Origin of the sequence: Aeromonas sp. 96A (genome assembly GCF_051919165.1) — a bacterium.
GTDB classification, from domain to species: Bacteria; Pseudomonadota; Gammaproteobacteria; order Enterobacterales; family Aeromonadaceae; genus Aeromonas; species Aeromonas veronii.
Window position 1 is genome coordinate 3,340,052 of the sequence record NZ_JBQBFE010000001.1, and the last position, 23,063, is coordinate 3,363,114.

A 23,063-nucleotide genomic window follows, 5' to 3' on the forward strand; every position below is an offset into this window, starting at 1 on the left:
CTTAGGTGGTAGAGTTTAGCGATCGCCATCAAACTTTATAAAATAGGGTATTTTTTTGTTATTAAAGTTAAAGGCGGGTTTTGCCCGCCTTTAATTAGTGTAACTGGTTTGCATCATTGCCGGGAGCCCTGCTGAACAGGGTTTCGACATCGATCCCATTAAATTGGTACTGGGCGCCGCAATAATCACAGTGCATGTCGATCTTGCCGAGCTCCTGCACCATCTCCATGACCTCTTCCTTTTCTATCTGCAACAGGGCCCCTTCGCAGCGCTCGCGGGAGCAGGTGCAGCGGAACTCGACCGCCTGCGGATCGAACACCCGCACCTTGTCCTGATGGTAGAGACGGTAGAGGATCTCTTCTGCCTGCAGGCCGAACAGCTCTTCATCCTTGATGGTGCTGGTGAGCTGGGTCAGGTGATCGAAATCGTTGCTGTGATCCTCGCTCTGGGCTGGCAGCTCCTGCAGCATGATGCCGGCAGCGCGCGGCGCACCTTCGTGGTAGCCGGTGCGGATCCACAGCTTGGTGGCCAGCTGTTCGGAGCGGGCGAAGTAGTGCTCCAGGCAGCCCGCCAGGGTGTCGGCGTCCAGCGCGATGATGCCCTGATAGCGCTCGCCCTGCTCCGGGGTGATGGTGATGATCAGCTGGCCATTGCCAATCAGGCTCTGCAGCTTGCCATCGCTCGGCAGCTCGCCTTCATAGCGGGCCACGCCGCGCAGCTGCTGGTTGTTGTCACCGTTGATCACGGCCAGACGCACCGGGCCATCGCCCTGCAGCTGCACCGTGATGGAGCCTTCAAACTTGAGGGTGGCGGTCAGCAGGCTGGTGGCGACCAGCAGCTCGCCCAGCAGTTTTTGCACCTGCACCGGGTAGTTCTGGGCTTCCACTACGTGGCGGTAGGTGTGATCCAGCTGGACCAGCTCGCCACGCACTTCGTACTCTTCAAACAGATAGCGATACAGCAGATCTTGGTTGCTCATCATGTATTCCTGGCTTTTCGGTGAGGTAAATCGGGCGGGCTGGGGTTGATGCCAGCCCGGTATCAAATCGGGGTCGGTCAGTACTGTTTGACCTTGAGCAACTGGCGTCGCTCCTGCTTGTCGGGGCGGCGCTCGGGGCTGGGGGCAAACTGGCTGTTGAAGCGGCGTGCCTCGCTGTTCTCGGCCCGTTTTTTCAGGCTCTCGGCGGTCTCTTCATAGAGCTGCTGGGCCAGCGGTGCCGATTTGCGCTGCTCGCTCAAGGCCAGCACCCGCACTTCGCGTTCGTCCTGTCCCTGCCAGAAGCGGATCAATGCACCCACTTCCACCTGCTTGCCCGGTTTGCTGCGCTGACCATTGTAGTGCACCTTGCCCCCGTCTATCTGATCCCGCGCAATGGAGCGGGTCTTGTAGAAACGGGCCGCCCACAACCACTTGTCGAGACGAACCTCGAGGGCACTTTCTGCATGATTGGGCATGAACAGGCTCCATAACGGGGAAAAGAGGTGGTCGATTATACCAGAGCACGGGGTCGGGATAGAAACCGGGCCGCCGCCGCGCGGGGCGCAAACCATGTCAAGGTGATGCAACATATGGGCAGTTTGCTGATTCACAAGGGAAAGCCGCTGCTTTATCGGGTATTCATGGGGGCTGGGAGGGGCCTTCATACCGCGCATATAAAGCTGCCGCCCCGGTTGGGGGCGGCAGCGTTCACATCCGTTGACCACTGCTTAGTCAGAAGTGATCGTGCTGATCCGGCTTCTTCTGGTCGTGGGGGCCTTCGCTGTGGGCGATGGCGGTGCGGATCAGATCAACCCCGGCACGGATAATCAGCACCCCCATGTTGACCAGCTTGACGCAGACCCACATGAAGGTGATGAGCAGGATCAGCTTGAGCACGGTCTGGAACGCTTCCAGGAAGTTCTGCTCCAGCTGGGCGGTCAGGCCGTTGGCGCTGGTCATCAGCCAGGTGTAGACCTCGCGCACGAACGGGATGCGGCTTGGCATCTCCAGTACATCCAGTGCGGCAGGGAGTGCCTGGAAGATGACGATGCTGCCGAACAGGATCAAAATGACACCGATGGCGATGCCGAGGAAAAAGCCGAACTGTCTCATGGAGGGCTCCAGCGGTTGCTGCATGAAATTGAAGATAGCCGCCAATAGTAGGGAGTGCCCTGCTTCATCGCAATCTTCCGTGCACCGCCAGCGCGGCGGGAACGGCGGCAATCCGGCCGCTACCGTTGCCCAACTATCTGATTTCTGGGAGGCTTGTCGCCATTGTGCATAGGGAAAGCAAATTGATGTCGAGAACCCTCTTTTTACTCTTGCTGGCGCTGTTTGCCGCTCTGCCAGCCCTGAGTACCGAACCGGCGGCTCCCTCGGCGGCGGCCTGCGCCATCCGTCATCAGGATCAACTGCTGCTGGTGCAGGATCGCATCTCCTCCCGCTACAGCCTGAGCGGTGGCTATATAGATGGCGGCGAGCGCCCCGAGCAGGCGGCGCTGCGCGAGCTCTATGAAGAGACCGGCTTGCGGGGGGAGGTGGTGCAGGAGCTGGGTCGCTGGCAGCGGGCGGTTATCTTCGCTTGTCGCACGCTGGAACCGATTGTCGCGCAGCAAAATTCCGATTTTGTCTCGCTGCTGAAGGCCCCCAATCTGGGGGGAGAGATCCTTAACGCCCGGCTGATCGCCATTGACCAGCTCCCCCGCGAGCAGCGCCGCTTCCCGGATCAGCTCGACTGGCTGCAATCCCGGCTTGATCAGGTGCCCGAGAGCGAGGTGCACTGGCAGGCCGATTTTGTGGCGCAGGGCAATGCGCTGCATCAGGCCGAGATCCCGCTGATGCTGCACCTGCAACAGTGGTTGGGGCCCGATGTCTGGTGGCTGTCGGTCAGCAATCTGTTTGGTTCAGGCGGCTTTCAGCTTGCCCTGATACCTTTGCTGCTTCCGCTGCTGGGGTGGTCGCGGCTGCGCCAGTTGCTGTTCGCCATGCTCTGGCTTGGCTTGCTGGTGCAGGTGAGCAAGGAGGGGATCGGCTGGCCGCGCCCCTTCCATCTGCAACCGCTGCTGGCAACCCAGAGCGCCCAAGGCTTTGGCATGCCGAGCGGCCATACCGCCTCGGCCCTGCTGTTCTGGGGGGCGCTGCTTGGCTGGTTCTGGCCTGCCCGGCGCGGGCTGGCTTATTCGCTGGCCTTGCTGCTGGCGCTGACCACAGGTCTGGCGCGGGTCTGGCTCGGGGTGCACTTTATCTCCGATGTGGCGGTGGGGCTGCTGCTCGGCGCCTTGCTGCTGGCGGTTCGCCCCTACTGGCGGCTGGATCAGCGTTCATCCGTTTGGGGCTTGCTGATTGCTGCAGCACTGGTTTGCGCGGGCCTGACCCAGTCGGCCCATCTGGCCGGGATCGGGCTGGCGGCCCTTGGGCTCTGGGTTGGCGGTTTGCTTACCCTGACCCGCGGCGGTTATCCCCCCATTGTGACCGGCGTGGTCACGCTGGCGGGGGGCGCGGTGATCGGGGCGGGGCTCTGGGCGCTGCCGCTGCTGACCAGCAGTTCGCTGGCTATCCTGCTTGGTCAGTTTGTGCTCTTTTTCGGGCTGGGGCTCTGGTTGAGCGCTGGCCTCTGGTGGATACTCTCTTTCTTGAAATGCGACACACGACCCAAGGGCAACGGCTCTGACAAGGGAACTCTATGAATGTGAAAAAAGTGGATTTGGCCAAGATAACCCTGGGGGTGCTGTTTCTCAGCATCCTGATTATCTCCTGTTTCCTGGTGTTGCAGCCCTTCCTGCCTGCGCTGGTGTGGGCCACCATGATCACCATCGCCACCTGGCCGCTGATGCTGATGGTGCAGCGCCTGTTGTGGGGCAAGCGCACCTTGGCGGCCCTCTTTATGACGCTGGTGCTGCTGTTGATGTTTGTCATCCCGCTCTTTATGACGCTGGCCAATGTGGCGGAGAAGGCCCCCATGCTGATCGAGCTGGGTACCCATATCAGCCAGTCACCGCCGCCGGAGCTGCTCTGGCTGCAACAGATCCCGCTGGTGGGCGACAAGCTCTATGACTTCTGGCAGCAAATTCTGGCGAGCGGTGGTCAGGTGCTGTTTGCCAAGCTAGCCCCCTATTTTGGCCAGACCGCCCGCTGGTTGGCCTCTCAGGCCGGTAATCTGGGGCTGCTGTTTGTCCACTTCCTGCTGACGGTCGGTATCTGTGGTGTGCTCTATCACTCCGGTGAAGTGGTGGCGACCGGCATTCGCCGCTTCGCCCACCGGCTGGCGGGTCAGCGTGGTGACAATGCTACCGTGCTCGCTTCACAGGCGATCCGTGCCGTGGCGATGGGGGTGGTGGTGACTGCGTTGGTGCAATCCTCGGTAGCCGGTGTCGGCCTGTTGATTGCCGGTATCCCTTACGCCATGGTGCTGGTGGTGGTGATGTTCCTGCTGATCGTCGCCCAGATTGGCCCCTTCCCGGTGCTGCTGGCCTGTATCGGCTACCTCTACTGGAGCGGTGACACCACCTGGGGCACCTTCCTGCTGGTGTGGTCACTGATTGCGGGCACCATGGACAACTTCCTGCGCCCCTTCCTGATCAAGCGGGGCGCCGACTTGCCGCTGATCCTGATTCTGGTGGGGGTAATCGGTGGCTTGCTGACCATGGGGATTATCGGTCTCTTTATCGGCCCCGTGGTGCTGGCGGTGGGCTACACCCTGCTGGATGCCTGGATCAAGGAAGATGACCAACCGGCGGCGGCTGCGGTTGAACCGCCCAAGGCCCAATAACGATTCAGTAAAAAGACGATTCGGTAACAAGACGATTCAGCCATCAATCGCTGATACCAAGAGCCGCCCATAAGGGCGGCTCTGTTATTTGTGGTGATTCTGATTATGGCGATGGCGTCAGATTGGTTGATCCTCGCCAACCTCCATATCCCACATATTACCGTCTGATGTAGGTTCGATTAGCGAAGCGTAATCGGACGATCGAGATGCCGCCGTCCCGGTTGTATCCATGAGTCAGCGGCATCTGGCAGAGGGGAAATTCGAGTAGCCGTTATAGCGGGGGAATTGATTTACGCGAACGTCCGATTACGCCTTACGGCTAATCGAACCTACGGGCTATGTTTTCTCGGTTGCAGACTCAATATAATTTACAGCCGATCCGATTACAAAGTGACAAGTAGTAGCCAGCCCAAAAAGTATTATTTGAGTTTTACCTAACACTTCGTTGGGAATAACTAGCATTAGAATATTTATGACAACATTCACCACTAAACCAAATGCAATTAGTACAGTTAAATAAAAATTAACTGCTGAAGTTTTCTTTGGCTTATTCGTTTTAGCTAATGCGGTAGCAAGTTTAACGATTAACTGTCCATATACAATAGTTGCTGCAATACCCCAATCGGGTAACATATAAAAAGATTCGTTAGCACCTTGTGCGCTTCGTACAATCAGAATTATGACAAAAGGTAGTATTACGAAGATGTAGTCAGCAATTAAAGCAAGAAAATTACTATTTGCTTTCTTCACGAGACCTCTCCGCTTCTTCAATACGAATTTGCAGCTCTTTTCCTTTTACGACTCGCTCAACATGTAAGACACGGTGTAATTTATTAATATATGTTTTTGAGCCTTTTAATCTAATCGCTTGGTAGCCGACATAAGCAATCAATGCATCTCCTGGATCTAAGTGTCCCATGTTGCAACTTTGATAGCGTTCCAACCATTCCTTGTGCTCAATAGGAGCTGAAAATGAAAGATTTCTTTCTACACTTTTGAAATCCCACTGGGAATCACCTAAAAATACGGGCTTTTTGACTAGTAAGGTTTCAATTTTTTTTACTTCGACGCTATCTGTACCGAATAATTCATCAACCTCTTTTTCAAACTTAACTTTCGTATTTAGATATGTAACGTTATTATCCTGAGGTGTACGAATATCGACAGTTTCTCCATCGGCGAGTAACTCTGAAGCCTTGCAAAGGATTTTTATATCTTTGGCATACTGATAGCGATCAATATTTACCTGATTAGGAAATTCCACAGCGCCAAGTGTTATAAGCTCATTCTCAACACCTTCCACTACATTATCAATCAGCTCCTCGCTCTCTACACTGTCTAGGTCAACCATTGAATTGGCAATGTATCTAGGTATGGAAGCCAAAGCATTTGCAACCTTTTCAAAGCCAGATGTGCATTTGATAATGCTTTTAAGTGAACCGATTTGAATGCCAGCAAGTTCATAAGTAAAATTAAGGTCGGCATCTATTGATTTGCCAACCGTAAACGTTAGGTTTTCAAATGCAGTAACGTAGGCCGCCATCGCTAGGAATACTCTCTCCGGCTTACCTGTGGAGGGTTTATAATCAAGCCGAATTTCAAACGAACTTTCGTACAACATCATTCTCCTCACGATGAAATTAAAAAGTAGCTAAAACAGTGATTAGATGGAAGGTAGTCTAATCTGTTAATAGAGCCTTCCGTATAACTCTGGTTCGCCCTGATTACCGTCACGAAAATTCATTTTAAATCACAACATTGCCGTCCAATATCTGGTGCTGAACGCATTCACTAAGCGTTTTCCTTTGGCTCTATTTTTAGCCGTCTGGCAAAAATACACTTTTGGGGCGGCAATGGAAAGCGCCATTCGGCCTCCTTTTCACAAACTAGTCAGTAGTGTGAGCGGGGTTATATATCAAAAGATTGAAGGAGTGTCTCGGCCAGCAATTTGCTGACGGCGAACCCGACCAAGAGCAGAGCGGGCTTGCCACCCTCTGAGGCAGGTCACTGAATCGGGGGCGCTGGCGTGGTTAAATGGTCGGCTCACATCTTGCTGGATATTGCTGTGACCATGCCATCTGACCTTCAGCCGCTGCTCGCTTGGCCTGACTATCTGCAGGCCTCCTGGCTGCGCTGCGCCCACCAGACCAGTGCCACCCTCTGGCATCCGCCTCACAGCGCCAAGGGGCAGACCTTGCAGAGCTTGCGCCAGCGCAAGCGCGACCTGCTCACCACTGGCGAGATGGCCCTCGAAGATCTCTACGAATTTATGGAGGGGCGCCCCTGCGCCCTGCTGCTCACCGACGAGAGCGGCTGCCTGCTGGCCCAGACCGGCCACCCCGACACTCTGCGCGAGCTGGCGGCGCTGGGGTTTGGCCCCGGCGCCTTTTTCAGCGAGGGGCGCATCGGCACCAATGCCATCAATCTGGCGGCGCTGGAGGGAGTGCCGCTCTGCGTCAGCGGTGCCCAGCATTTCAACCAGACACTCCATCCTTGGCACAGCTGCGCCAGCCCGGTCTACAACAGCAACGGCCGTCAGGTCGCCATCATCGCCTTGATCTGCAAGGTGGAGGAGGCGAGCGCAGGCGATCTGGCGCTCACCGTCAGCGCGGGGCGCGAGCTGGCCCATCTGCTGCAGATGGAGACCCTGATGCAGGAGTCCCAGCACCACCTGAGCGAGCTCTACGCCCTGCTTGATGGCATGGATGACGGCGTACTGGCCTGGGACCCTCAGGGGCGCTTGCGCTACCTCAATGGGCTGGCGGCCAACCGGCTTCGGCTCGATCCGGCGCTCTGTCTCGGTCAGCCGCTGGAGCAGCACCTACTACTGCCGCAGCGGTTGCAGCTCGCCATCAGGGGGCAGACGCCGCTCAGCCATGTGGAGGTGACGCTGGAGCGGCTCGGCGCTCAGGAGGGGGAGTTTATCAATGCGCTGGTGAGCCTCAAGCCGTTGCCGGGGCCGGAGGGGGTCAGCTTTATCGCCCTGCTGCACCCGGTCGATCGGCTGCGGGCTATTCACCAGCTGCGCCAGACGGTGCCCGAACTGTCGGCGCTGGTGGGGGAGTCGAGCGCCATGCGCAAGCTGCTGCGCTACGCCCGGCAGGCGGCCCAGAGTCAGGGGCCGATCCTGCTGCGTGGCGAGGAGGAGGTGGGCAAGGCCCAGCTGGCGGAGGCGATCCACTTTGGCAGCGAGCGGGCCGCCGGGCCGCTCATTACCCTCAACTGCAAGGCGCTGCCGAGCGAGCGGATGGCGCTGGAGCTGATGGGGTCCGACGAGGCGGGGCAGGAGCGGGCGGGCAAGTTCGAGCTGGCCCACGGCGGCACTTTGGTGCTGGAGCAGGTGGAGTGCCTCTCTGCCCCCATGCAGGCGGCGCTGCTGCAACTGCTCAAGACTGGTCGCATTCAGCGCTTCGATTCGGCCCGCATTCTGCCACTCAAGGTGCGGATCATCGCCACCAGCAGCGCCCCGCTGGAGCAGCTGGTGCAGGAGGGGCTGTTTGGCCGCCAGCTGCTCTATGCCTTGCAGGCGTGCGAGCTGTGGCTGCCGGGGCTGCGGGAGCGCGCGGCCGATCTGCCGGGCCTTATCAGCCAGCAGTTGGCGGCGCAGGGGCGCGAGCCGGTACGCCAGTTCAGTCCGGCGGCCCTCGACTGTCTGCTCGCCTACCCCTGGCCCGGCAATCTGGGGGAGCTGCGCAGCGCCGTCGAGCATGCCCTGCTCCACGCCGGTCAGGGTCCGATCCCGCCGGAGGCGCTGCCTGCCGCCATTCGCCACGGTTATCTGCGGGTGGCGGACGAGGTTGTGGGGCAACCGCTGCTCACGCTGGCGGAGCTGGAGCGGCAAGCCATCTTGCGCTGCGCTCACGCCTGCAAGGGGCAGGTGAGCCAGATGGCCCAGCATCTGGGTATCAGCCGCACCACCCTGTGGCGGCGGCTCAAACTGCTCGAGATCGATCCCGCCGACTATCACGGCTGACGCCGCCCTAGTCGTCGCCAACCGGCCCGCAGAAAACGAAACGGCCCCGCAGTTGCGGGGCCGTTTTATATGGCAAGGTCAGTGGTGGCGCTGCTACAGCCCCAGTTGGTGGGCGGTGACGATGGCCGCCAGCACATCCTCGGCAGTGACTTTGAACGGCATGTTGTGGATGGTCTCGCCCTCGGCGGTAGAGGCTTTGGCCACCTCCATCAGGCGCGCCATATCCAGCTCCTTGACCCCCATCATATGGAGGTTGGTCGGCAGACCCACCGAGCGGCAGAAGGCCAGCACAGTCTCGATCTCCGCCATCGGGGCATTCTCCAGCACCAGTTGCACCAGGGTACCGAACGCCACTTTCTCACCGTGGTAGAGGTGGTGACACTCGGCCAGCTGGGTCAGGCCGTTGTGGATGGCGTGGGCGGCGGCCAGCCCGCTGCTCTCGAAGCCGATACCGCTCAGATAAGTGTTGGCCTCGATGATGTTCTCCACCGCCTTGGTGCAGAGCCCCTGCTCCACCGCCAGCTTGGCCTTGTAGCCATCGGCCAGCAGGGTCTGGTAGCAGAGCTCGGCGATGGCCTGTGCCGCCAGCGTGGAGGCACCACCGGCCATGGTTTGGCAACCGGAGACCTTGTTGGCGCGCGCCTCGAAGTAGGTGGAGAGCGCATCCCCCATGCCGGAGACCAGCAGCCGCACCGGGGCGCGGGAGACCACGCCGGTATCCATGATGACCATGTTGGGGTTGGTCGGGATCATCAGGTATTCGCTGAACTGCCCTTCCGGGGTGTAGATGACCGCCAGCGCGCTGGTGGGGGCATCAGTGGAGGCGATGGTGGGCACTATGACCACCGGCACCTTCTGGTAGAAGGCGACCGACTTGGCGGTATCCAGCGTCTTGCCGCCGCCGATGCCGATGATGACGTCAAACGGGGTCTGCTGGCAGCGGGCCAGCAGGCGGTCGATCTCGGGGCGGGAGCACTCGCCGTTGAAGCAGTCGAACTCCGGCTTGATACCGGCGCCGTGGAAGCTGGTGGCCACGGTATCGCCGACCAGCTTGGTGACGAAGGCGTCGGCCAGAATAAGTGGCTTGCTGCCGAGCGCCTTGACGTAGTTGCCGATATTGGCGAGGGCCCCGTTGCCTTGCACGTATTTGCTGGGGCTGATGATAATGCGGTCCATATTCTATCCCTCTCTCTTTACTAATTAAGAATCGGGGCGAAGGGGCGGCAGTGCCGGGGACTCCTTCGTCTTGAATGAAGCTGCACAGGCTCAGCGAGCGAGTGCAGCCCTTGAAACAGTGGCGTGCGGCGTCAGTCGCCGAAACGCTCGGCGGCCAACTGTTGGAAGCAGGTCAGTGCGGCGCTGGCATCCTCCCCGCGTGCCAGCAGGGTGAGCTGGTCGCCCTGACGCACGTTGAGCATGGCGAGCCGGGTCAGGCTGCGGGGATTGGCCTCTTTATCCCCCTTTTGCAGCTTGAGTTCAGCGGCAAAGGGCTTGAGGGCGGCCACCAGTCGGGCAGCGGGGCGCACATGCAGGCCGTGGGGGTTATCCACCACCACTTCGCAGCGCAGCCAGCCGTCGTCGGCAACGGGGGCGGTCTCGGTGGCGGCCTGCGCTGGGCTGGCAGGTAGCATCGCTTGTTTCGGGCCCAGCGCGCCGAGCGCCTCGGCGGCCACCTCGTCCAGCGTCAGGCCGGAACCGGCCGCCACCACTGCGGCCAGAGTACCTTCGACCAGCGGGGCCGGGCAGAGCCGCACCCTCGCGCTTAACTCGGGGGGCAGCAGTTCGAGGGCGGTCTCGGCGCTCAGCAGAGCGCTGCCCAAGTCCATCAGCACCAGCACGCCGCTGCCGTCATCCGCCTCTTCAATCGCACTCATCACGGCGATGGCATCGGTGCCGATGGGATGGTCGGGGTCATCGACCCCGGCCGCCAGCAGCAATCGGGCCGGGCTGCCGAGCTGGTCGGCCAGCGCTTTCAAACCGGCCGCCAGCATGGCGCTGTGAGAGACAACTACGATTCCGATCATGTCACAACCTCGCTCTGTCACGCAGGGCGGTCAGCAGCAGCAGGGTCGAGGTGGCCCCGGCATCCTGATGGCCGATGCTGCGCTCGCCAAGATAGCTGGCGCGCCCCTTGCGGGCCTGCATCTGGATGGTGGCCTCGGTACCGGCTGCGGCTGCCACCACTGCCTTGTCCAGCGCTTCGTTGAGCGGCAGATCTTGCTGCTGCGCCTGTTGCAGGGCGGCCAGTGCTGGCCACCAGGCGTCGCACATGGTCTTGTCACCCGGTTCGGCACGGCCGCGAGAGACGATCCCCTCGACCCCATCGCTCAGCATTTTGCACAGCTGGCTGAGGCTCAGGCTCTGGCAGGCGTCGGTACTGGCCGCCGCTCGGATAAAGAAGGTGCCGTAGAGCGGGCCGCTGGCGCCACCGACTGAGGAGAGCAATGTCATGCCGGTGGTTTTCAGCACCTGACCGATATCCTTGTCTGCTACCGCGGGCAGCTTCTCGGCCACCTTGGCGAAGCCGCGCTGCATGTTGAGGCCGTGGTCGCCGTCGCCGATGTCGGTATCCAGCGCGGTGAGGTAGTCACGCTGCTCGGTAAAGATGTGTTCGCAGTCGAGCAGCCAGTTGACGATGTGATGCTTGCTTAACATGGGTTCTCCTTAGCAGCCGCGACGCAGGGCGGGGGTGTGAACGGGGGCATCCCACAGGGTCATCAGTTCGTCATCTACCTTGAGCAGGGTGATGGAGATGCCGGTCATGTCGAGGGAGGTGCAGTAGGGGCCGATCAGGTTGCGCACCAGATGGATGCCTGCCTCTTCGCACAGGGTGGCGAGGCGACCATAGACGCCATAAAGCTCGGAGATGGGGGTACCGCCGAGGCTGTTGACCAGCGCGATAACCCGATCACCCTTGTTGAGTGGTTCGATAAAGGTGTGCTCCTCCTGCCAGCTGCCGCTGGTGCGATCCCAGTGGCGCAGGGTGCGGCCATAGGGGGTATTGTCAGCCAGCTCGCTGAACATGTCGTCCACCAGGGTATTGAGGTCGGTGAAAGGGCGGCGTTCGATGCCCGGCTCACCGTGGATACCGACGCCGAACTCCAGCTCGTTGTCGGCCAAGGTGAAGGAGGGCTTGCCAGCGGCAGGCACGGTGCAGGCATGCATGGCCACGCCGATAGTGCGGCTCTGGTTGTTGATGCGATGGGCCAGCGCCTCGCAACGTGCCAGGTCGTAGCCCGCCTCGGCGGCGGCACCGACCAGCTTCTCGCACAGCACTGTCGTGGCAACCCCACGGCGACCGGCGGTGTAGAGGCTGTCTTTGACCGCCACATCGTCATCGATCAGGGCGAAGCCCACCTTGACCCCGTCACCGTGCAGCAGCTCGACTGCGGTCTCGAAGTTGAGCACGTCGCCGGTGTAGTTCTTCACCAGAAACAGCACGCCCGCGCCGCCATCAACGGCCTGACCGCACTCGTACATCTGATCCGGCGTCGGGGAGGTAAAAATCTCGCCGGGGCAGGCGCCGTCCAGCATCCCTTTGCCCACCAGACCGCCGTGCATCGGCTCGTGGCCGCTGCCACCGCCGGAGACCAGCGCCACCTTGCCCATCACGGGGGAGTCGGCGCGGGTGATGTAGTGGGGTTCGATACGTACCTTGAGCTCGGGGTGGGCGGCTGCCATCCCCATCAGTTGTTCACGGACCACGGCATCGACGGCATTGATCAGTTTCTTCATGGCTCACTCCTTGGCTTGCCACCGCACGGGTGGGCAAATGGTTGATGGAGCCAGTCTAACGACAGAAAAAGGGATAAAAATGACGGGCGTTTTGGTTCGGATTTGAAACAGCAGAAGGGGGCTCGGTGTTTCAATCTGAAACGGCGCAGGGCTAGCGAGCGGGAAACTGTTAGCTGACTCACAGCCATGAAAAAGGGCCCTGCAGGGCCCTTCGGTATAACCGGAATATGCGGACGGGTTAGATGGCCCAGCCACCGGCATAGAAGATCACCAGCGCTAGGGCGATGATGACGGTGCCGACGTTCAGCTTCTTCCACTCGGCAGCGAAGATGCGGCCAACGACCAACGCCACGAAGCCCAGCATGATGCCGGTGACTATGTTGCAGGTCAGCACGATAAAGACGGCGCACAGCATGCCGGAGAGGGCATCAACCGAGTCGCTGAAGTCCAGTTTGGTGACGTTGCCCAGCATCAGCAGACCGACATACATCAGCGCCGGTGCGGTGGCGTAAGCCGGTACCAGATAGCTGAGCGGGGAGAGGAAGATCATCAGCAGGAACAGCACGCCGACCAGCGCGGCGGTCAGACCGGTCTTGCCACCTGCTGCGGTGCCTGCGGCAGATTCAATGTAGACGGCAGCCGGAGCACCGCCAACGGCGCCTGCCACCATGCTGCTGACGGAGTCGGCAGTCAGGGCCTTGCCGCCACTGATGATGTGGCCACGCTCGTTGATGAGGCCAGCCTGACCGGCCACGGCACGGATGGTGCCGGTAGCGTCAAACACGGCGGTCATCACCAGCGCCAGTACGGTCGGAATGACTACCGGATTGAGGGCGCCCAGCAGATCCATGCTGCCTACCAGCGAGCCCTTCTCGCCAGTCAGGCTCGGCATGGCGAAGAAGCCCTGCCAGGTCACTTTCGGGTCGAAGATAAGGCCGAGGATGGAGATGGCGATGATCACCATCAGGATGCCGCCCGGCACCTTGCGACGCTCCAGACCGAAGATGGCGGCCAGACCCAGCACCGTCATGATCACCGGGAAGGCGGTCACTTCACCGAGTTGTACCGGCAGGCCAGCACCTTCGTTCTTGATCACCATGCCAACGCCGTTGGTGGCGATCAGCAGCAGGAACAGGCCGATACCGATGCCGGTGCCGTGAGCGATGCCGGAGGGGAGGTTATCCAGGATCCACTGGCGCACGCCGGTGACACTGATCAGGGTAAACAGCACACCCATCAGGAAGATGGCGCCGAGGGCGACCGGAATGCTCAGCCCCTGACCCAGCACCAGACTGAAGGCGGTAAAGGCGGTGAGGGAGATGGCGCAACCGATAGCCATCGGCAGCTTGGCCCACAGGCCCATCAGCAGGGAGCCGAAGGCGGCGATCAAACAGGTGGCCACAAACACCGGGCCCTGCTCAAAGCCGGCTGCGCCCAGCATGTTCGGCACCACAATGATGCTGTAGACCATCGCCAGGAAGGTGGTCAGCCCCGCGACCAGCTCCTGACGCACGCTGCTGCCGCGCGCAGAAATGGAAAAATAAGAGTCCAGAAAGCCGCCAGTCCCTGTTTGGGCGGCCATATCTTGCTTTGCCATAACTAATCCTGAAAGTGTGAAGGAAATCGTTTGCGTTGGTGGCGCGCAAAATAGCAAGAATTCGCGGCAAATACAGCGGATAACCGGACTTTTTCGTCACTATTTTACATTTTGAGTCCATTCGGAGCTCATTGTAAGACTCAAGCGGTGAGGGCGTGTAAGGGAGGGATCAAGTTGTCGGGGGAGGGGAGATCAGTGAGGAAAAAGCGGGGAAAAACAAAAAACCCGCCGAAGCGGGTTTTTAAATTCTTGCAGAGCTGTCAGCAGTTGGCATGAGCCATCAGCAGCATGCTCCGGCTTGAATTACAGACCAACTACGTTGGCAGCAGCCGGGCCTTTCTGGCCTTGCTCGATGGTGAACTCAACGCGCTGACCTTCGTCCAGGGTTTTGAAGCTGGTGGACTGGATAGCGGAGAAGTGTACGAACACGTCTTTGCTGCCGTCAGCCGGGGAGATGAAACCAAAACCTTTCTCAGCGTTGAAGAACTTAACGGTACCAGTCATTTTGTTAGACATAATAATTTCCTTAAATAGTGTTGAATGCCACCTAAATGGCAATTTTTGATTTTTCGTCAGCAATACGTATGGGGAGCACTAAAGAAGGAGAATTATTTGATAAGAATTATCCGAGGATAACGCTTATGCTAATCACTGCTTTACTAAAATGACTGCCTAACATAATCAGGTCTGAACTGCCGAACCATCGAGAAAGATTAAAACACGCTCTCATTTTTAAAGCAAACTTTATCTCGATATTAATGTTTTGTAACAGCCAAAAATATCATTTTTTATAGTAAACATGATGCATTTCAATGGCATAGAAAAATCAGTGCAGACTCATATCACCCTGTTGCAAGCCGGATTCGGCTTTTTTGTCCTGACTATGTAGCCAGCTCTGGCAAAAAATATGAGAAAAAATGAAAAGCTGGCGATAGATGGGGATTGTCAGTTGGCGTTTTCTCTAACTCACAATGTAAATCACTTCTTTGCTGCTGCGATTAGCTTCTGAGTTGCAAATCAATGGCTGCGCCAAATCGGGAGCATTGTGCATCGCCCAGACATGCAAACGCCCGCTGGCACCAAGTGCCAGCGGGCGTTTTGCAAGAAGGGATCAGCGCTTGCTGCGAAACTTGTTGCTGACCGAATCAATCCAGCTGAAGGTTTCCGGCAGTACCTGATTCTTGGCACGCTCTTTGGCTTTCTCGCGAGCCAGCTTGGAGGCTGCCTTGGCCGCTTCGGCGCGGTCGGCCACAATTTTCAGGCGACCCTCTTCGCGGATCTTGTTCCGCTCTCCGTTGGTCAGCTGGTGGTCTGCATTGGCTTGTGCCTTTTGCAATAACAAGGCTATCTCGGCTTTTTCGGCCTCGGTCAGATCTTTCATTTCCAGCTTTTTCACGGCGCGCTCCTGCGGCAGGGTGGTTAGACACCCTAACACAGTTGTGCCGATCACTTCTTATGCAATCGGCTTTCCGGCAGTAAAAATGCGGGTTTGTGCCAACTTTCCGTTATTTCGCTGCCACTTTCCCGCCTGTTTGCCACATTTCAATTTATGGTGAGCGGTGAGGGCTGCTCTTGTTCCTCCGGCTCAACGTGGATAAGCACGATGGCGTGGGGCAGTTGCGCCATGATGGCGTGTTCGATGCGATCACAGATATCGTGGGCTTCGCCGATGCTCATCTCAGGGGGCAGGGTGAGGTGGAAGTCGATATGGCGGCGACGACCGGCACGACGGCTGCGCAGATCGTGAAAACCGCTGGCAGCAGGGCAGCATTCGGTGATGATGCGGCTGGTCATCGCCAGCTCTTCCGGGCTCATGCTCTGGTCGATCAGCGGCTGGAAGGCCTCGTTGAGCATGCTGATCGCCTCTCTGACAATAAAGATGGCGACCGCAATGGCGACCAGCGGGTCGAGGATGGCGAGGGAGTAGCCGAACAGATCGGCCAGCCAGATCCCGCCAAGACCGACGGCGACACCGGCTGAAGTGAGTACATCCGCCTTGAGATGAAGCGCATCGGCAGCCAGCGCGACCGACTCCTCCTCTCGGGCCACCTTGTAGAGGTAGGCTGAGACGCCGCTGTTGACCAGCGCCGAGATCACCATCACCAGCACGCCCCAGCCAATGCTTTCAATCGGGCTGGGGGTGATCAGCTTGTCGACGGCTTCGAAGATGATCCAGCCCGCGGCCAGCAAGATAAGCAGTGCTTCGATGACGCCGGAGACATTTTCAATCTTGTCGTGACCATAGGGGTGGCGCTCATCGGGCGGGAGATCGGACTTTTTCACCGCGAACAGGGCGATCAGGGCCGCCACCAGATCCATGGCGGAGTGGATCGCCTCCGAGATGATACTGACCGAACCGCTGGCGAACCCGGCCACCATTTTCATGATGATCAGACTGATATTGGAGCAGACCGACACCATGGCGGCTCTGGTTTTTCTGTTCATGTCACAGCTTCCTGAATAAAAACGGATATTTCGGTGCGGCGCGCATTATATCCGGCTGACCGGAAATAACCTATTCGGTGTTGTAACCTGATGCTTCCGATGATATTGCGAATGCTTATTAAAATGGTGACCTCTTGCGCGGCAATAAATAATGAGAGGGATTTATATTTATCCGTGAAAATATCCAGGTAACGATGGCTTAATATAAGCGTGACAACATTTAATAATGCGAATTACTCTTTTTTGGTCTTTCCTGTCGAGGTCGTTTGGCTTCCCCGCTCAAGGGGCTGCACGCGACATCTTTTGGACGAGAATGAGGCTGGATCCGGATGCCGCTGGAGGGTATGCTGGGTCTGGTGATGGTCTTGAACCATCCCACCAAGCGTACTGAAGTTGATGATTCGGATGGCATGCTGGCTCCCATGAGGAACCAACTGTCTGGGTAACATTTTTGGAGTTTGATGATGAGTAACAAAGAACATCACAACGGCAAAGATGCCAAGAAAAAACCGCAGATGTCACTGAAAGAGAAACGCGAAGCCAAACGTCAGAAAGCAGAACTGAAAAACGGCAGCGCAATGAAGTAACGCTCCCCTACTGCTGTTCCTTCGGAGCCAGTACAAAGCCAGCCCTTACCGGCTGGCTTTTATGTCTGTGGCTCACGGCGTGGCGCCGTAAGCCGCGAAAATCTGGTGATAACGACCATCCTGACGCATCGCCTCAAGGCGCTTATCAAACAGATTGCGGGCATCGGCCGCTCGGAAGGCAAAATGATAGACGGTGGGCGGGAAGAGGTCTGCTTGCCTGACCTGATTGCGCTCGTAGTGCTCGCCTGCCTGGGCGGTGGCAATCAGCTGGTCGAGGTAGTAGTAGAACACCCGCTCCTCCAGTACGACTGCATCGACCCTGCCGCGCATCAGCTGATGTACCTGCACCTGCTGCTTGGCTACCTCCTCATAGTGGGGATTCTGGTTGGCCATGGTGGCGAACGCGCCCCCCAGAATGATCCTTGCCCGTTGAAAAGCGGTGACCCGTTTTGAATGCAGGTCGTCCAGAGTACTGATGTGGCTGCTGCGCAGGGTGAAGATCCGGTTATGGAAGGTGATAACGGGCTGGGTCAGAACGTGAGGATCAACCATACCGGGTCTGACGTTGATGATGGCATCCAGCTTTCCTGAATCGAACAGGCGGAAGGTACGCTCCAGCGGCAGAAATTCAAAGCTGGGCTCATAGCCGCTGCCAGCGAACGCCTCTTTCAGCAGATCCAGCTCAATGCCACGCTGATTACTTTCGATGACATAAGGGGGGATGGCAAAGCTGACCCCGACCTTGAGTGGCGTTGCCAGCAACTGGCCGGAGAGCAAGCTGGTCAGCATTAGCAATAAAGGGGTGAGCAGTTTCATTGCACTTTTCACAAAGCGCTCCTGTGGAGGATATCCATCACTGTAGGGGAGGCAACCATAAAGCGTTATATCCCTTTCGGGCTGAGAGGTTCAGCCTGAGTGCATAAAAAAAGACCCTGAGTTATCAGGGCCTTTTCAATATTCTGTTCCTAAAAAGGTAATACATGTAAAAAATCGCTGCTGAGTGAGTGACTGAGTGAGTGGCAATGAATTTTTTACTATATATTTCAATGCATAACACCTTTTCTTACACTTCTGGTTGCTCACCTTAAAATGACACTTTTTAAAGATATGTAAGAAAAGGTATGAAAATGCGTGTTCATACCTGTTTATTCTTACACTTTTTGGTTGTCCTCACCAGAACCCTCACCACATGAGCCTTACCAGCTCAAAAGAGAGAACCACGCACCGAGTTGCTGAGTGACCTTCTCGCAAAGCTGTTCGCACCCGTCCCGGTAAACAGACGAAGCTTTTGCTGAGCTGAGTGAGAGTTGGGCGGGTGACCTAGTGGCATATGGACGCCAGATCCGGGAGCGGGTACAGCAGTGGACAGGGCTGACGGTCGGTGTTGGTATCGGCCCCACTAAAACCCTAGCCAAACTCGCCAACTATGCCGCAAAAAAATGGCCCGCCACCGGAGGGGTGGTCGATCTGCGCGATGAAACACGCCGCGCCAAACTGATGGCGATCACCCCGGTAGACGAGGTCTGGGGAATTGGTCGCAAACTCACCACCAAGCTGTCAGCTCAGGGCATCAACACCGTGGCTGATCTGGTAGCGGCTGATGCTAAGAGTCTTCGGCACCGTTACGGGGTCGTTGTCGAGCGCACGGTGCAGGAGCTGTGCGGGATCCCCTGCGCCGAGCTGGAGCAACTGGCACAGGCCAAGCAACAGATAATTTGCAGCCGATCCTTTGGGGAGCGCATCACCGCCTTCGGCCCCATGCGGGAGGCTCTCGCTGGCTACATGGAGCGGGCAGCTGAGAAACTCAGGACAGAGGGCATGTGCTGCCGCCATGTCACAGTATTCATTCGTTCGAGCCCGTTTGCGGAGCGGGAAACACATTATGCCAACCAGATCTCCATGCTGTTGCCGATACCCACAGCCGACACCCGTGAGTTGCTAGCCCAGATCGAGCCGCTGCTGAGCAGGATCTGGTTGGATGATGTTCGCTATATGAAGGGCGGCGTCATGCTGGCGGACTTCTCCCCGAAAGGCATGCAGCAAGGGGGTCTATTCGGCAGCGAACAGCAGGATCCCCGTAGCGATGCACTCATGCAGGTGATCGATAGGATTAACCAGGGGCGGTTGGGAAAGGTCTACTTTGCATCCCGAGGCCGAGATACCAGCGAATGGATGATGAAACGCGAACAACTCAGCCCCCGCTATACCACCAGTATCAAAGGGATCCCGGTGGTGAAGGCATGAGCACAACCATGAAAGTTAACCTCCTCTCCTAGCTACAAACCACTATCAATGCGTTGCAAACTTCTGGTGGTCAATCCGCAACATGAGCAGGTATCTTACTTAGCGGTATCACCGTTTATTTTCACGTAGCTTAAAGAGAAGATCTAACTTTTCATCCTCATCAAGTTGCTCAAATAGACAAACCAATTCCGCACTAAGATCATCTTCGCAAAAAAAATAACTCAGCGGCTTTCCCAGTACATTGGCAAGTTTTCGCATTGTATCAATGTCTGGAACGTGGCGACCTCTCTCATAGTGATTCATGCGACCACTAGCAGAACTATCATCCATACCGGCCCTTACCCCAAGCTCCTTTTGGGATATACCTGCTTTTTTACGCGCCTGCTTGAGTCTCTCTGGGAATGGGTTTTTGTACAATGTTTGTTCATCACAAAGTTCTCATATGTATAGATTGTCTAAGTTTCACCTGTCTCTGTATACTTAGCAATCCTAAGTGTTGTGGTTGTGGAAATTTTATGCAGAATAAAAATGTTTACAAAATCAGTAACAAGTTTTATCAAGTTTTACTCAAAATGACTGGTCTAAAAATAAGCAGGAAAGAGCTGATACGATTGGCTATGGAGGTCAATGACTTGGCTGTGTATCAGGCATCAGGCTTGGTTGACCGCCATGTATATAGCTTGAAAAAACAGGATGCAGTGAAAGCTAATGGGCCAAAAAATAATCGGCATTATATTTTTTCAGATGATCTTCTGGGCAGTTTACAAGCATCAATCAAAGGCGATAATTATGATCTAGCAAGTGAGTTGAGGTCTCTGGAAGAAGAGCTTCTGTTGACTCGTTATGAGTTACAAGCCTACCGCGAGATACTTGAAAAACTACCTCAAGAGAAGCAAAAAATTACTTGTTTGCATAAAAATGCATCAGAAAAAATCTACCGGTTGAATGGGAAAATTAGAGCGGTAAGTCAATTGGTGATGATGTAATTAAAAGGTATAAATGAAAGAGGCGTTTTATCGAAAAGAAGCATACCTGAGTCGGCCATAGCGCAAGAAGCGATGCCGCCAACGGAAGGCGGTGGCCAATAGATACTGTGTTCCTAGGCGGCTTATTGATTTGAACAAATTATGTGCATTTTGTGCTGAGCTACTAATGAAAATACCTGCTGTTACGGCTCAACGATAAGGATGACCCGATGCAGAATCTTGTATTGAGGAAAGCAACGCATGAAGATATGGACGACATACTGCGTTTGCAAATTCCCGTGTTCAAGGGAGAGCAGGGGATCCCTGACGAATTGATCCCTATTCCAGCTGAAAAATCGCCACAATGGTGGTGTGCAATTATGAACTCCACAATTGTTGGTGCCGTTGCAGCCTGGAAATAATGCGATGAAACTCATTGGGGGCGATTTGCAACAATGCAAAATTTCAGAGGGTATCAAATAGGTTCTAGCTTGGCTCGGTTTTCACTGCACGAACTTTTCGCACAATCTGTAGATGAAATCCATATGGATGCAAGAGATATCATCGTTAAGACCTTAAACCGAATGGGTGGCTTAGTTGTGGGAGACTCAATGCCATTTTATCGAGGGACGGTGACACCCATGATATTAACCAGAAGTGGTTTAATATTTAATAGATAAAATACTGACGATACATGTATATATTTGAAAACACTATCCATAACTATAAATTAGAGTTGACACATAGATAGCATCATTTATTACCATCCTCAATGGGTGTATGCTTTTTTTCATCTAACTGTGCAGAAAATCCAAATATTAATGATTTCAGCCCGAAATGGAAGGCCATTTCAGCAGAGGTTCTCGCCTGAATATTAAATGCCTCTTGTAATAATGGTGGTGCAGCGTCTATCACATGATTATTTTCTATCTGGTTTGTTGCTTGCTCCTCTAATACTGCACCCAACGTAAAATGGCTGATAGATTGCAGAATGAAAAGAGCCTCCTCGACCGAAAACCCTGCATCGCATAGACAGCGTAGTTGCGCCTCTGCTTGTTCAAACTGGGGGGGCGTAGGAGAGGTCCCTATATGCAATCGGGCTCCATCACGATGGACCAGTAATGCTTTACGGAAACTCAGAGCATTTTCCTGGAGAAACTGCTGCCAACTCTCAGTCGGTAACGGTGCTGAACGGGTGTGATGCTTCGCCAGTATTGCCTCTGAAAGCATGTTCATAAGAGTCTGCTTGTTGCGCACGTGCCAATACAGAGTCGGTTGCTCAATTTTTAGGGACTGCGCCAGCTTACGCGTAGTCAAGCCCTCTAGCCCTTCGCTGTCCAGCAGGGTGAGCGCCATTGAAATTACGTCGTCCAAGCTTAGTCGTGCCATCACTATCTCCTTTTGCTGTTGACAATCTATCACTGATAGAGTTATTTTTCAAACCCTATCATCGATAGAGAACGTTAACTATGAACCGCACTGTGATGATGGCACTGGTCATCATTTTTTTAGATGCTATGGGGATTGGCATAATTATGCCTGTCTTGCCGGCGTTATTACGGGAGTTTGTTGGAAAGGCTAATGTTGCAGAGAACTACGGTGTTTTATTGGCGCTGTATGCAATGATGCAAGTGATTTTTGCCCCTCTTCTCGGCCGCTGGTCAGATCGCATAGGTCGTCGCCCTGTATTGTTACTTTCACTTTTAGGTGCAACACTGGACTACGCATTAATGGCAACAGCCAGCGTAGTGTGGGTGTTGTATTTGGGACGCTTAATTGCTGGTATTACCGGTGCGACTGGAGCTGTTGCAGCCTCAACAATTGCCGATGTCACACCTGAGGAATCCAGGACACATTGGTTTGGTATGATGGGTGCCTGTTTTGGTGGCGGTATGATTGCTGGACCAGTCATTGGTGGTTTTGCCGGTCAACTTTCGGTACAGGCACCGTTTATGTTCGCTGCTGCTATTAACGGGCTGGCATTTCTGGTCTCCCTATTCATTTTACATGAGACCCATAATGCTAATCAGGTTAGTGACGAGTTAAAGAATGAAACAATCAATGAAACCACATCCTCCATACGCGAGATGATCTCCCCATTATCGGGATTGTTAGTTGTCTTTTTCATCATTCAATTGATTGGCCAAATCCCCGCAACATTATGGGTTTTATTCGGAGAAGAGCGCTTCGCATGGGATGGCGTAATGGTCGGTGTTTCATTGGCTGTGTTCGGGCTGACACACGCACTGTTTCAAGGACTTGCTGCTGGTTTTATCGCTAAACATTTGGGAGAACGGAAAGCTATAGCGGTTGGCATTTTGGCTGACGGTTGTGGCCTATTTTTATTGGCGGTCATTACACAAAGCTGGATGGTTTGGCCGGTTTTGCTGTTACTAGCTTGTGGTGGCATCACACTTCCCGCCTTGCAGGGAATTATATCTGTTCGTGTCGGTCAGGTAGCACAGGGACAATTACAAGGGGTGCTGACCAGTTTGACCCACCTGACAGGTGTAATCGGTCCACTTGTTTTTGCATTTTTGTATAGTGCAACCCGCGAAACGTGGAATGGATGGGTATGGATAATTGGCTGCGGATTATATGTAGTTGCATTGATTATACTGAGGTTTTTCCATCCAGGTAGGGTAATCCACCCGATAAATAAGAGCGATGTACAGCAGAGAATTTGAGCAACAATGCTGTACAGCACCGTAAATTCTGGCGCCCTACTCGGTGGATAGAGGTGAGCTGGTAGGTGGGTCTGGGATTGCG

Annotated in this window: 24 protein-coding genes and 1 pseudogene; 9 read left to right on the forward strand and 16 right to left on the reverse strand. The window is 55.8% G+C overall.

What is annotated here, in order from left to right; translation table 11 throughout:
• Positions 1-94: 94 nt before the first annotated feature.
• The 3 genes from hslO to ACTG2W_RS15505 form a co-directional block, all read right to left on the reverse strand.
• Positions 95-979, reverse strand: a complete 885-nt coding sequence (gene hslO, locus ACTG2W_RS15495; protein ID WP_005340140.1) for an Hsp33 family molecular chaperone HslO — start codon at positions 977-979, stop codon at positions 95-97.
• A gap of 77 nt (positions 980-1,056) precedes the next feature.
• The gene (hslR, locus tag ACTG2W_RS15500; protein ID WP_005340141.1) at positions 1,057-1,455 is read right to left on the reverse strand and encodes a ribosome-associated heat shock protein Hsp15; all 399 of its coding nucleotides are present in this window, start codon (positions 1,453-1,455) and stop codon (positions 1,057-1,059) included.
• Between the two features lie 256 nt (positions 1,456-1,711).
• Entirely contained in the window at positions 1,712-2,092 is a 381-nt protein-coding gene (locus ACTG2W_RS15505; protein ID WP_005340143.1) for a hypothetical protein, read from the reverse strand.
• A 185-nt stretch (positions 2,093-2,277) separates the two neighbouring features.
• On the opposite strand from ACTG2W_RS15505, the gene ACTG2W_RS15510 reads away from it, so the two are divergent.
• Together ACTG2W_RS15510 and ydiK are read left to right on the forward strand one after the other, a co-directional pair.
• Complete coding sequence (locus tag ACTG2W_RS15510) at positions 2,278-3,666, forward strand: phosphatase PAP2 family protein (RefSeq protein WP_421308492.1); 1,389 nt, start codon at positions 2,278-2,280, stop codon at positions 3,664-3,666.
• Positions 3,663-4,748, forward strand: coding sequence for an AI-2E family transporter YdiK (ydiK, locus tag ACTG2W_RS15515; RefSeq protein WP_047437873.1), 1,086 nt, complete (start codon positions 3,663-3,665; stop codon positions 4,746-4,748). The genes ACTG2W_RS15510 and ydiK overlap by 4 nt, the downstream gene beginning before the upstream one ends.
• Before the next feature lie 336 nt (positions 4,749-5,084).
• On the opposite strand, the gene ACTG2W_RS15520 is transcribed toward ydiK, so the two are convergent.
• Together ACTG2W_RS15520 and ACTG2W_RS15525 are read right to left on the reverse strand one after the other, a co-directional pair.
• On the reverse strand, positions 5,085-5,498 hold the full coding sequence (locus ACTG2W_RS15520) for a hypothetical protein (RefSeq protein WP_139406951.1): 414 nt from the start codon (positions 5,496-5,498) through the stop codon (positions 5,085-5,087).
• Positions 5,482-6,369: a hypothetical protein gene (locus ACTG2W_RS15525; protein WP_440016354.1), complete on the reverse strand. Its 888-nt coding sequence runs from the start codon at positions 6,367-6,369 to the stop codon at positions 5,482-5,484. The genes ACTG2W_RS15520 and ACTG2W_RS15525 overlap by 17 nt, the downstream gene beginning before the upstream one ends.
• 450 nt (positions 6,370-6,819) lie before the next feature.
• Here ACTG2W_RS15525 and dhaR point away from each other — a divergent pair, with 450 nt between their 5' ends.
• Positions 6,820-8,721, forward strand: coding sequence for a dihydroxyacetone kinase operon transcriptional regulator DhaR (gene dhaR, locus ACTG2W_RS15530; protein WP_421308490.1), 1,902 nt, complete (start codon positions 6,820-6,822; stop codon positions 8,719-8,721).
• Positions 8,722-8,814: 93 nt separating this feature from the next.
• On the opposite strand, the gene ACTG2W_RS15535 is transcribed toward dhaR, so the two are convergent.
• The 8 genes from ACTG2W_RS15535 to ACTG2W_RS15570 form a co-directional block, all read right to left on the reverse strand.
• Positions 8,815-9,897 carry a glycerol dehydrogenase gene (locus ACTG2W_RS15535; protein ID WP_421308488.1) on the reverse strand — a complete coding sequence of 361 codons (1,083 nt, stop codon included), beginning with the start codon at positions 9,895-9,897 and terminating at the stop codon, positions 8,815-8,817.
• A 131-nt stretch (positions 9,898-10,028) separates the two neighbouring features.
• Complete coding sequence (dhaM, locus tag ACTG2W_RS15540) at positions 10,029-10,745, reverse strand: dihydroxyacetone kinase phosphoryl donor subunit DhaM (RefSeq protein ID WP_421308486.1); 717 nt, start codon at positions 10,743-10,745, stop codon at positions 10,029-10,031.
• A gap of 1 nt (position 10,746) precedes the next feature.
• On the reverse strand, positions 10,747-11,376 hold the full coding sequence (gene dhaL, locus ACTG2W_RS15545) for a dihydroxyacetone kinase subunit DhaL (protein ID WP_236367707.1): 630 nt from the start codon (positions 11,374-11,376) through the stop codon (positions 10,747-10,749).
• A gap of 9 nt (positions 11,377-11,385) precedes the next feature.
• A complete protein-coding gene (gene dhaK / locus ACTG2W_RS15550; protein ID WP_043822583.1) occupies positions 11,386-12,456 on the reverse strand; it encodes a dihydroxyacetone kinase subunit DhaK in 1,071 nt (356 codons plus the stop codon).
• 238 nt (positions 12,457-12,694) lie between these two features.
• Positions 12,695-14,053: an NCS2 family permease gene (locus ACTG2W_RS15555; RefSeq protein ID WP_005340164.1), complete on the reverse strand. Its 1,359-nt coding sequence runs from the start codon at positions 14,051-14,053 to the stop codon at positions 12,695-12,697.
• A gap of 303 nt (positions 14,054-14,356) precedes the next feature.
• Entirely contained in the window at positions 14,357-14,569 is a 213-nt protein-coding gene (gene cspE, locus ACTG2W_RS15560) for a transcription antiterminator/RNA stability regulator CspE (RefSeq protein WP_005316548.1), read from the reverse strand.
• Between the two features lie 595 nt (positions 14,570-15,164).
• Entirely contained in the window at positions 15,165-15,449 is a 285-nt protein-coding gene (gene yjbD, locus ACTG2W_RS15565) for a DUF3811 domain-containing protein (RefSeq protein WP_005340165.1), read from the reverse strand.
• Between the two features lie 146 nt (positions 15,450-15,595).
• Positions 15,596-16,498: a cation diffusion facilitator family transporter gene (locus tag ACTG2W_RS15570; RefSeq protein WP_106843530.1), complete on the reverse strand. Its 903-nt coding sequence runs from the start codon at positions 16,496-16,498 to the stop codon at positions 15,596-15,598.
• 464 nt (positions 16,499-16,962) lie between these two features.
• On the opposite strand from ACTG2W_RS15570, the gene ACTG2W_RS15575 reads away from it, so the two are divergent.
• Entirely contained in the window at positions 16,963-17,085 is a 123-nt protein-coding gene (locus ACTG2W_RS15575) for a hypothetical protein (RefSeq protein WP_005306071.1), read from the forward strand.
• 72 nt (positions 17,086-17,157) lie between these two features.
• On the opposite strand, the gene ACTG2W_RS15580 is transcribed toward ACTG2W_RS15575, so the two are convergent.
• Entirely contained in the window at positions 17,158-17,901 is a 744-nt protein-coding gene (locus ACTG2W_RS15580; protein ID WP_106843531.1) for a substrate-binding periplasmic protein, read from the reverse strand.
• 474 nt (positions 17,902-18,375) lie between these two features.
• Between ACTG2W_RS15580 and ACTG2W_RS15585 the strand changes: the two are divergent.
• Both ACTG2W_RS15585 and ACTG2W_RS15590 read left to right on the forward strand, forming a co-directional pair.
• Positions 18,376-18,498, forward strand: a pseudogene (locus ACTG2W_RS15585) (Y-family DNA polymerase); the annotation flags it as partial.
• Positions 18,499-18,582: 84 nt separating this feature from the next.
• Entirely contained in the window at positions 18,583-19,329 is a 747-nt protein-coding gene (locus ACTG2W_RS15590; RefSeq protein ID WP_113725460.1) for a DinB/UmuC family translesion DNA polymerase, read from the forward strand.
• A 108-nt stretch (positions 19,330-19,437) separates the two neighbouring features.
• Here ACTG2W_RS15590 and ACTG2W_RS15595 read toward each other — a convergent pair whose 3' ends face one another.
• The gene (locus tag ACTG2W_RS15595) at positions 19,438-19,746 is read right to left on the reverse strand and encodes a helix-turn-helix domain-containing protein (protein WP_047440196.1); all 309 of its coding nucleotides are present in this window, start codon (positions 19,744-19,746) and stop codon (positions 19,438-19,440) included.
• A gap of 98 nt (positions 19,747-19,844) precedes the next feature.
• Here ACTG2W_RS15595 and ACTG2W_RS15600 point away from each other — a divergent pair, with 98 nt between their 5' ends.
• Both ACTG2W_RS15600 and ACTG2W_RS15605 read left to right on the forward strand, forming a co-directional pair.
• A complete protein-coding gene (locus tag ACTG2W_RS15600; RefSeq protein WP_017780886.1) occupies positions 19,845-20,315 on the forward strand; it encodes a hypothetical protein in 471 nt (156 codons plus the stop codon).
• Positions 20,316-20,524: 209 nt separating this feature from the next.
• On the forward strand, positions 20,525-20,716 hold the full coding sequence (locus tag ACTG2W_RS15605; RefSeq protein ID WP_017780887.1) for a hypothetical protein: 192 nt from the start codon (positions 20,525-20,527) through the stop codon (positions 20,714-20,716).
• A 331-nt stretch (positions 20,717-21,047) separates the two neighbouring features.
• On the opposite strand, the gene tetR is transcribed toward ACTG2W_RS15605, so the two are convergent.
• Complete coding sequence (tetR, locus tag ACTG2W_RS15610) at positions 21,048-21,683, reverse strand: tetracycline resistance transcriptional repressor TetR (RefSeq protein ID WP_017780888.1); 636 nt, start codon at positions 21,681-21,683, stop codon at positions 21,048-21,050.
• An 80-nt stretch (positions 21,684-21,763) separates the two neighbouring features.
• Here tetR and tet(E) point away from each other — a divergent pair, with 80 nt between their 5' ends.
• Positions 21,764-22,981, forward strand: coding sequence for a tetracycline efflux MFS transporter Tet(E) (gene tet(E) / locus ACTG2W_RS15615; RefSeq protein ID WP_017780889.1), 1,218 nt, complete (start codon positions 21,764-21,766; stop codon positions 22,979-22,981).
• Positions 22,982-23,063: the final 82 nt, after the last annotated feature.

What these genes read in the sequence shown, in the direction of transcription:
- ACTG2W_RS15535 (WP_421308488.1), bottom strand. Translation starts at nt 9,897, where the DNA reads ATGGACCGCATTATCATCAGCCCCAGCAAATACGTGCAAGGCAACGGG.
- tetR (WP_017780888.1), bottom strand. Translation starts at nt 21,683, where the DNA reads ATGGCACGACTAAGCTTGGACGACGTAATTTCAATGGCGCTCACCCTG.
- ACTG2W_RS15600 (WP_017780886.1), top strand. Translation starts at nt 19,845, where the DNA reads ATGCAGAATAAAAATGTTTACAAAATCAGTAACAAGTTTTATCAAGTT.
- ACTG2W_RS15555 (WP_005340164.1), bottom strand. Translation starts at nt 14,053, where the DNA reads ATGGCAAAGCAAGATATGGCCGCCCAAACAGGGACTGGCGGCTTTCTG.
- dhaM (WP_421308486.1), bottom strand. Translation starts at nt 10,745, where the DNA reads ATGATCGGAATCGTAGTTGTCTCTCACAGCGCCATGCTGGCGGCCGGT.
- ACTG2W_RS15525 (WP_440016354.1), bottom strand. Translation starts at nt 6,369, where the DNA reads ATGTTGTACGAAAGTTCGTTTGAAATTCGGCTTGATTATAAACCCTCC.
- ydiK (WP_047437873.1), top strand. Translation starts at nt 3,663, where the DNA reads ATGAATGTGAAAAAAGTGGATTTGGCCAAGATAACCCTGGGGGTGCTG.
- dhaL (WP_236367707.1), bottom strand. Translation starts at nt 11,376, where the DNA reads ATGTTAAGCAAGCATCACATCGTCAACTGGCTGCTCGACTGCGAACAC.
- hslO (WP_005340140.1), bottom strand. Translation starts at nt 979, where the DNA reads ATGAGCAACCAAGATCTGCTGTATCGCTATCTGTTTGAAGAGTACGAA.
- ACTG2W_RS15580 (WP_106843531.1), bottom strand. Translation starts at nt 17,901, where the DNA reads ATGAAACTGCTCACCCCTTTATTGCTAATGCTGACCAGCTTGCTCTCC.
- ACTG2W_RS15605 (WP_017780887.1), top strand. Translation starts at nt 20,525, where the DNA reads ATGCAGAATCTTGTATTGAGGAAAGCAACGCATGAAGATATGGACGAC.
- ACTG2W_RS15590 (WP_113725460.1), top strand. Translation starts at nt 18,583, where the DNA reads ATGGCGATCACCCCGGTAGACGAGGTCTGGGGAATTGGTCGCAAACTC.
- ACTG2W_RS15510 (WP_421308492.1), top strand. Translation starts at nt 2,278, where the DNA reads ATGTCGAGAACCCTCTTTTTACTCTTGCTGGCGCTGTTTGCCGCTCTG.
- ACTG2W_RS15575 (WP_005306071.1), top strand. Translation starts at nt 16,963, where the DNA reads ATGAGTAACAAAGAACATCACAACGGCAAAGATGCCAAGAAAAAACCG.
- ACTG2W_RS15570 (WP_106843530.1), bottom strand. Translation starts at nt 16,498, where the DNA reads ATGAACAGAAAAACCAGAGCCGCCATGGTGTCGGTCTGCTCCAATATC.
- ACTG2W_RS15505 (WP_005340143.1), bottom strand. Translation starts at nt 2,092, where the DNA reads ATGAGACAGTTCGGCTTTTTCCTCGGCATCGCCATCGGTGTCATTTTG.
- dhaR (WP_421308490.1), top strand. Translation starts at nt 6,820, where the DNA reads ATGCCATCTGACCTTCAGCCGCTGCTCGCTTGGCCTGACTATCTGCAG.
- cspE (WP_005316548.1), bottom strand. Translation starts at nt 14,569, where the DNA reads ATGTCTAACAAAATGACTGGTACCGTTAAGTTCTTCAACGCTGAGAAA.
- dhaK (WP_043822583.1), bottom strand. Translation starts at nt 12,456, where the DNA reads ATGAAGAAACTGATCAATGCCGTCGATGCCGTGGTCCGTGAACAACTG.
- hslR (WP_005340141.1), bottom strand. Translation starts at nt 1,455, where the DNA reads ATGCCCAATCATGCAGAAAGTGCCCTCGAGGTTCGTCTCGACAAGTGG.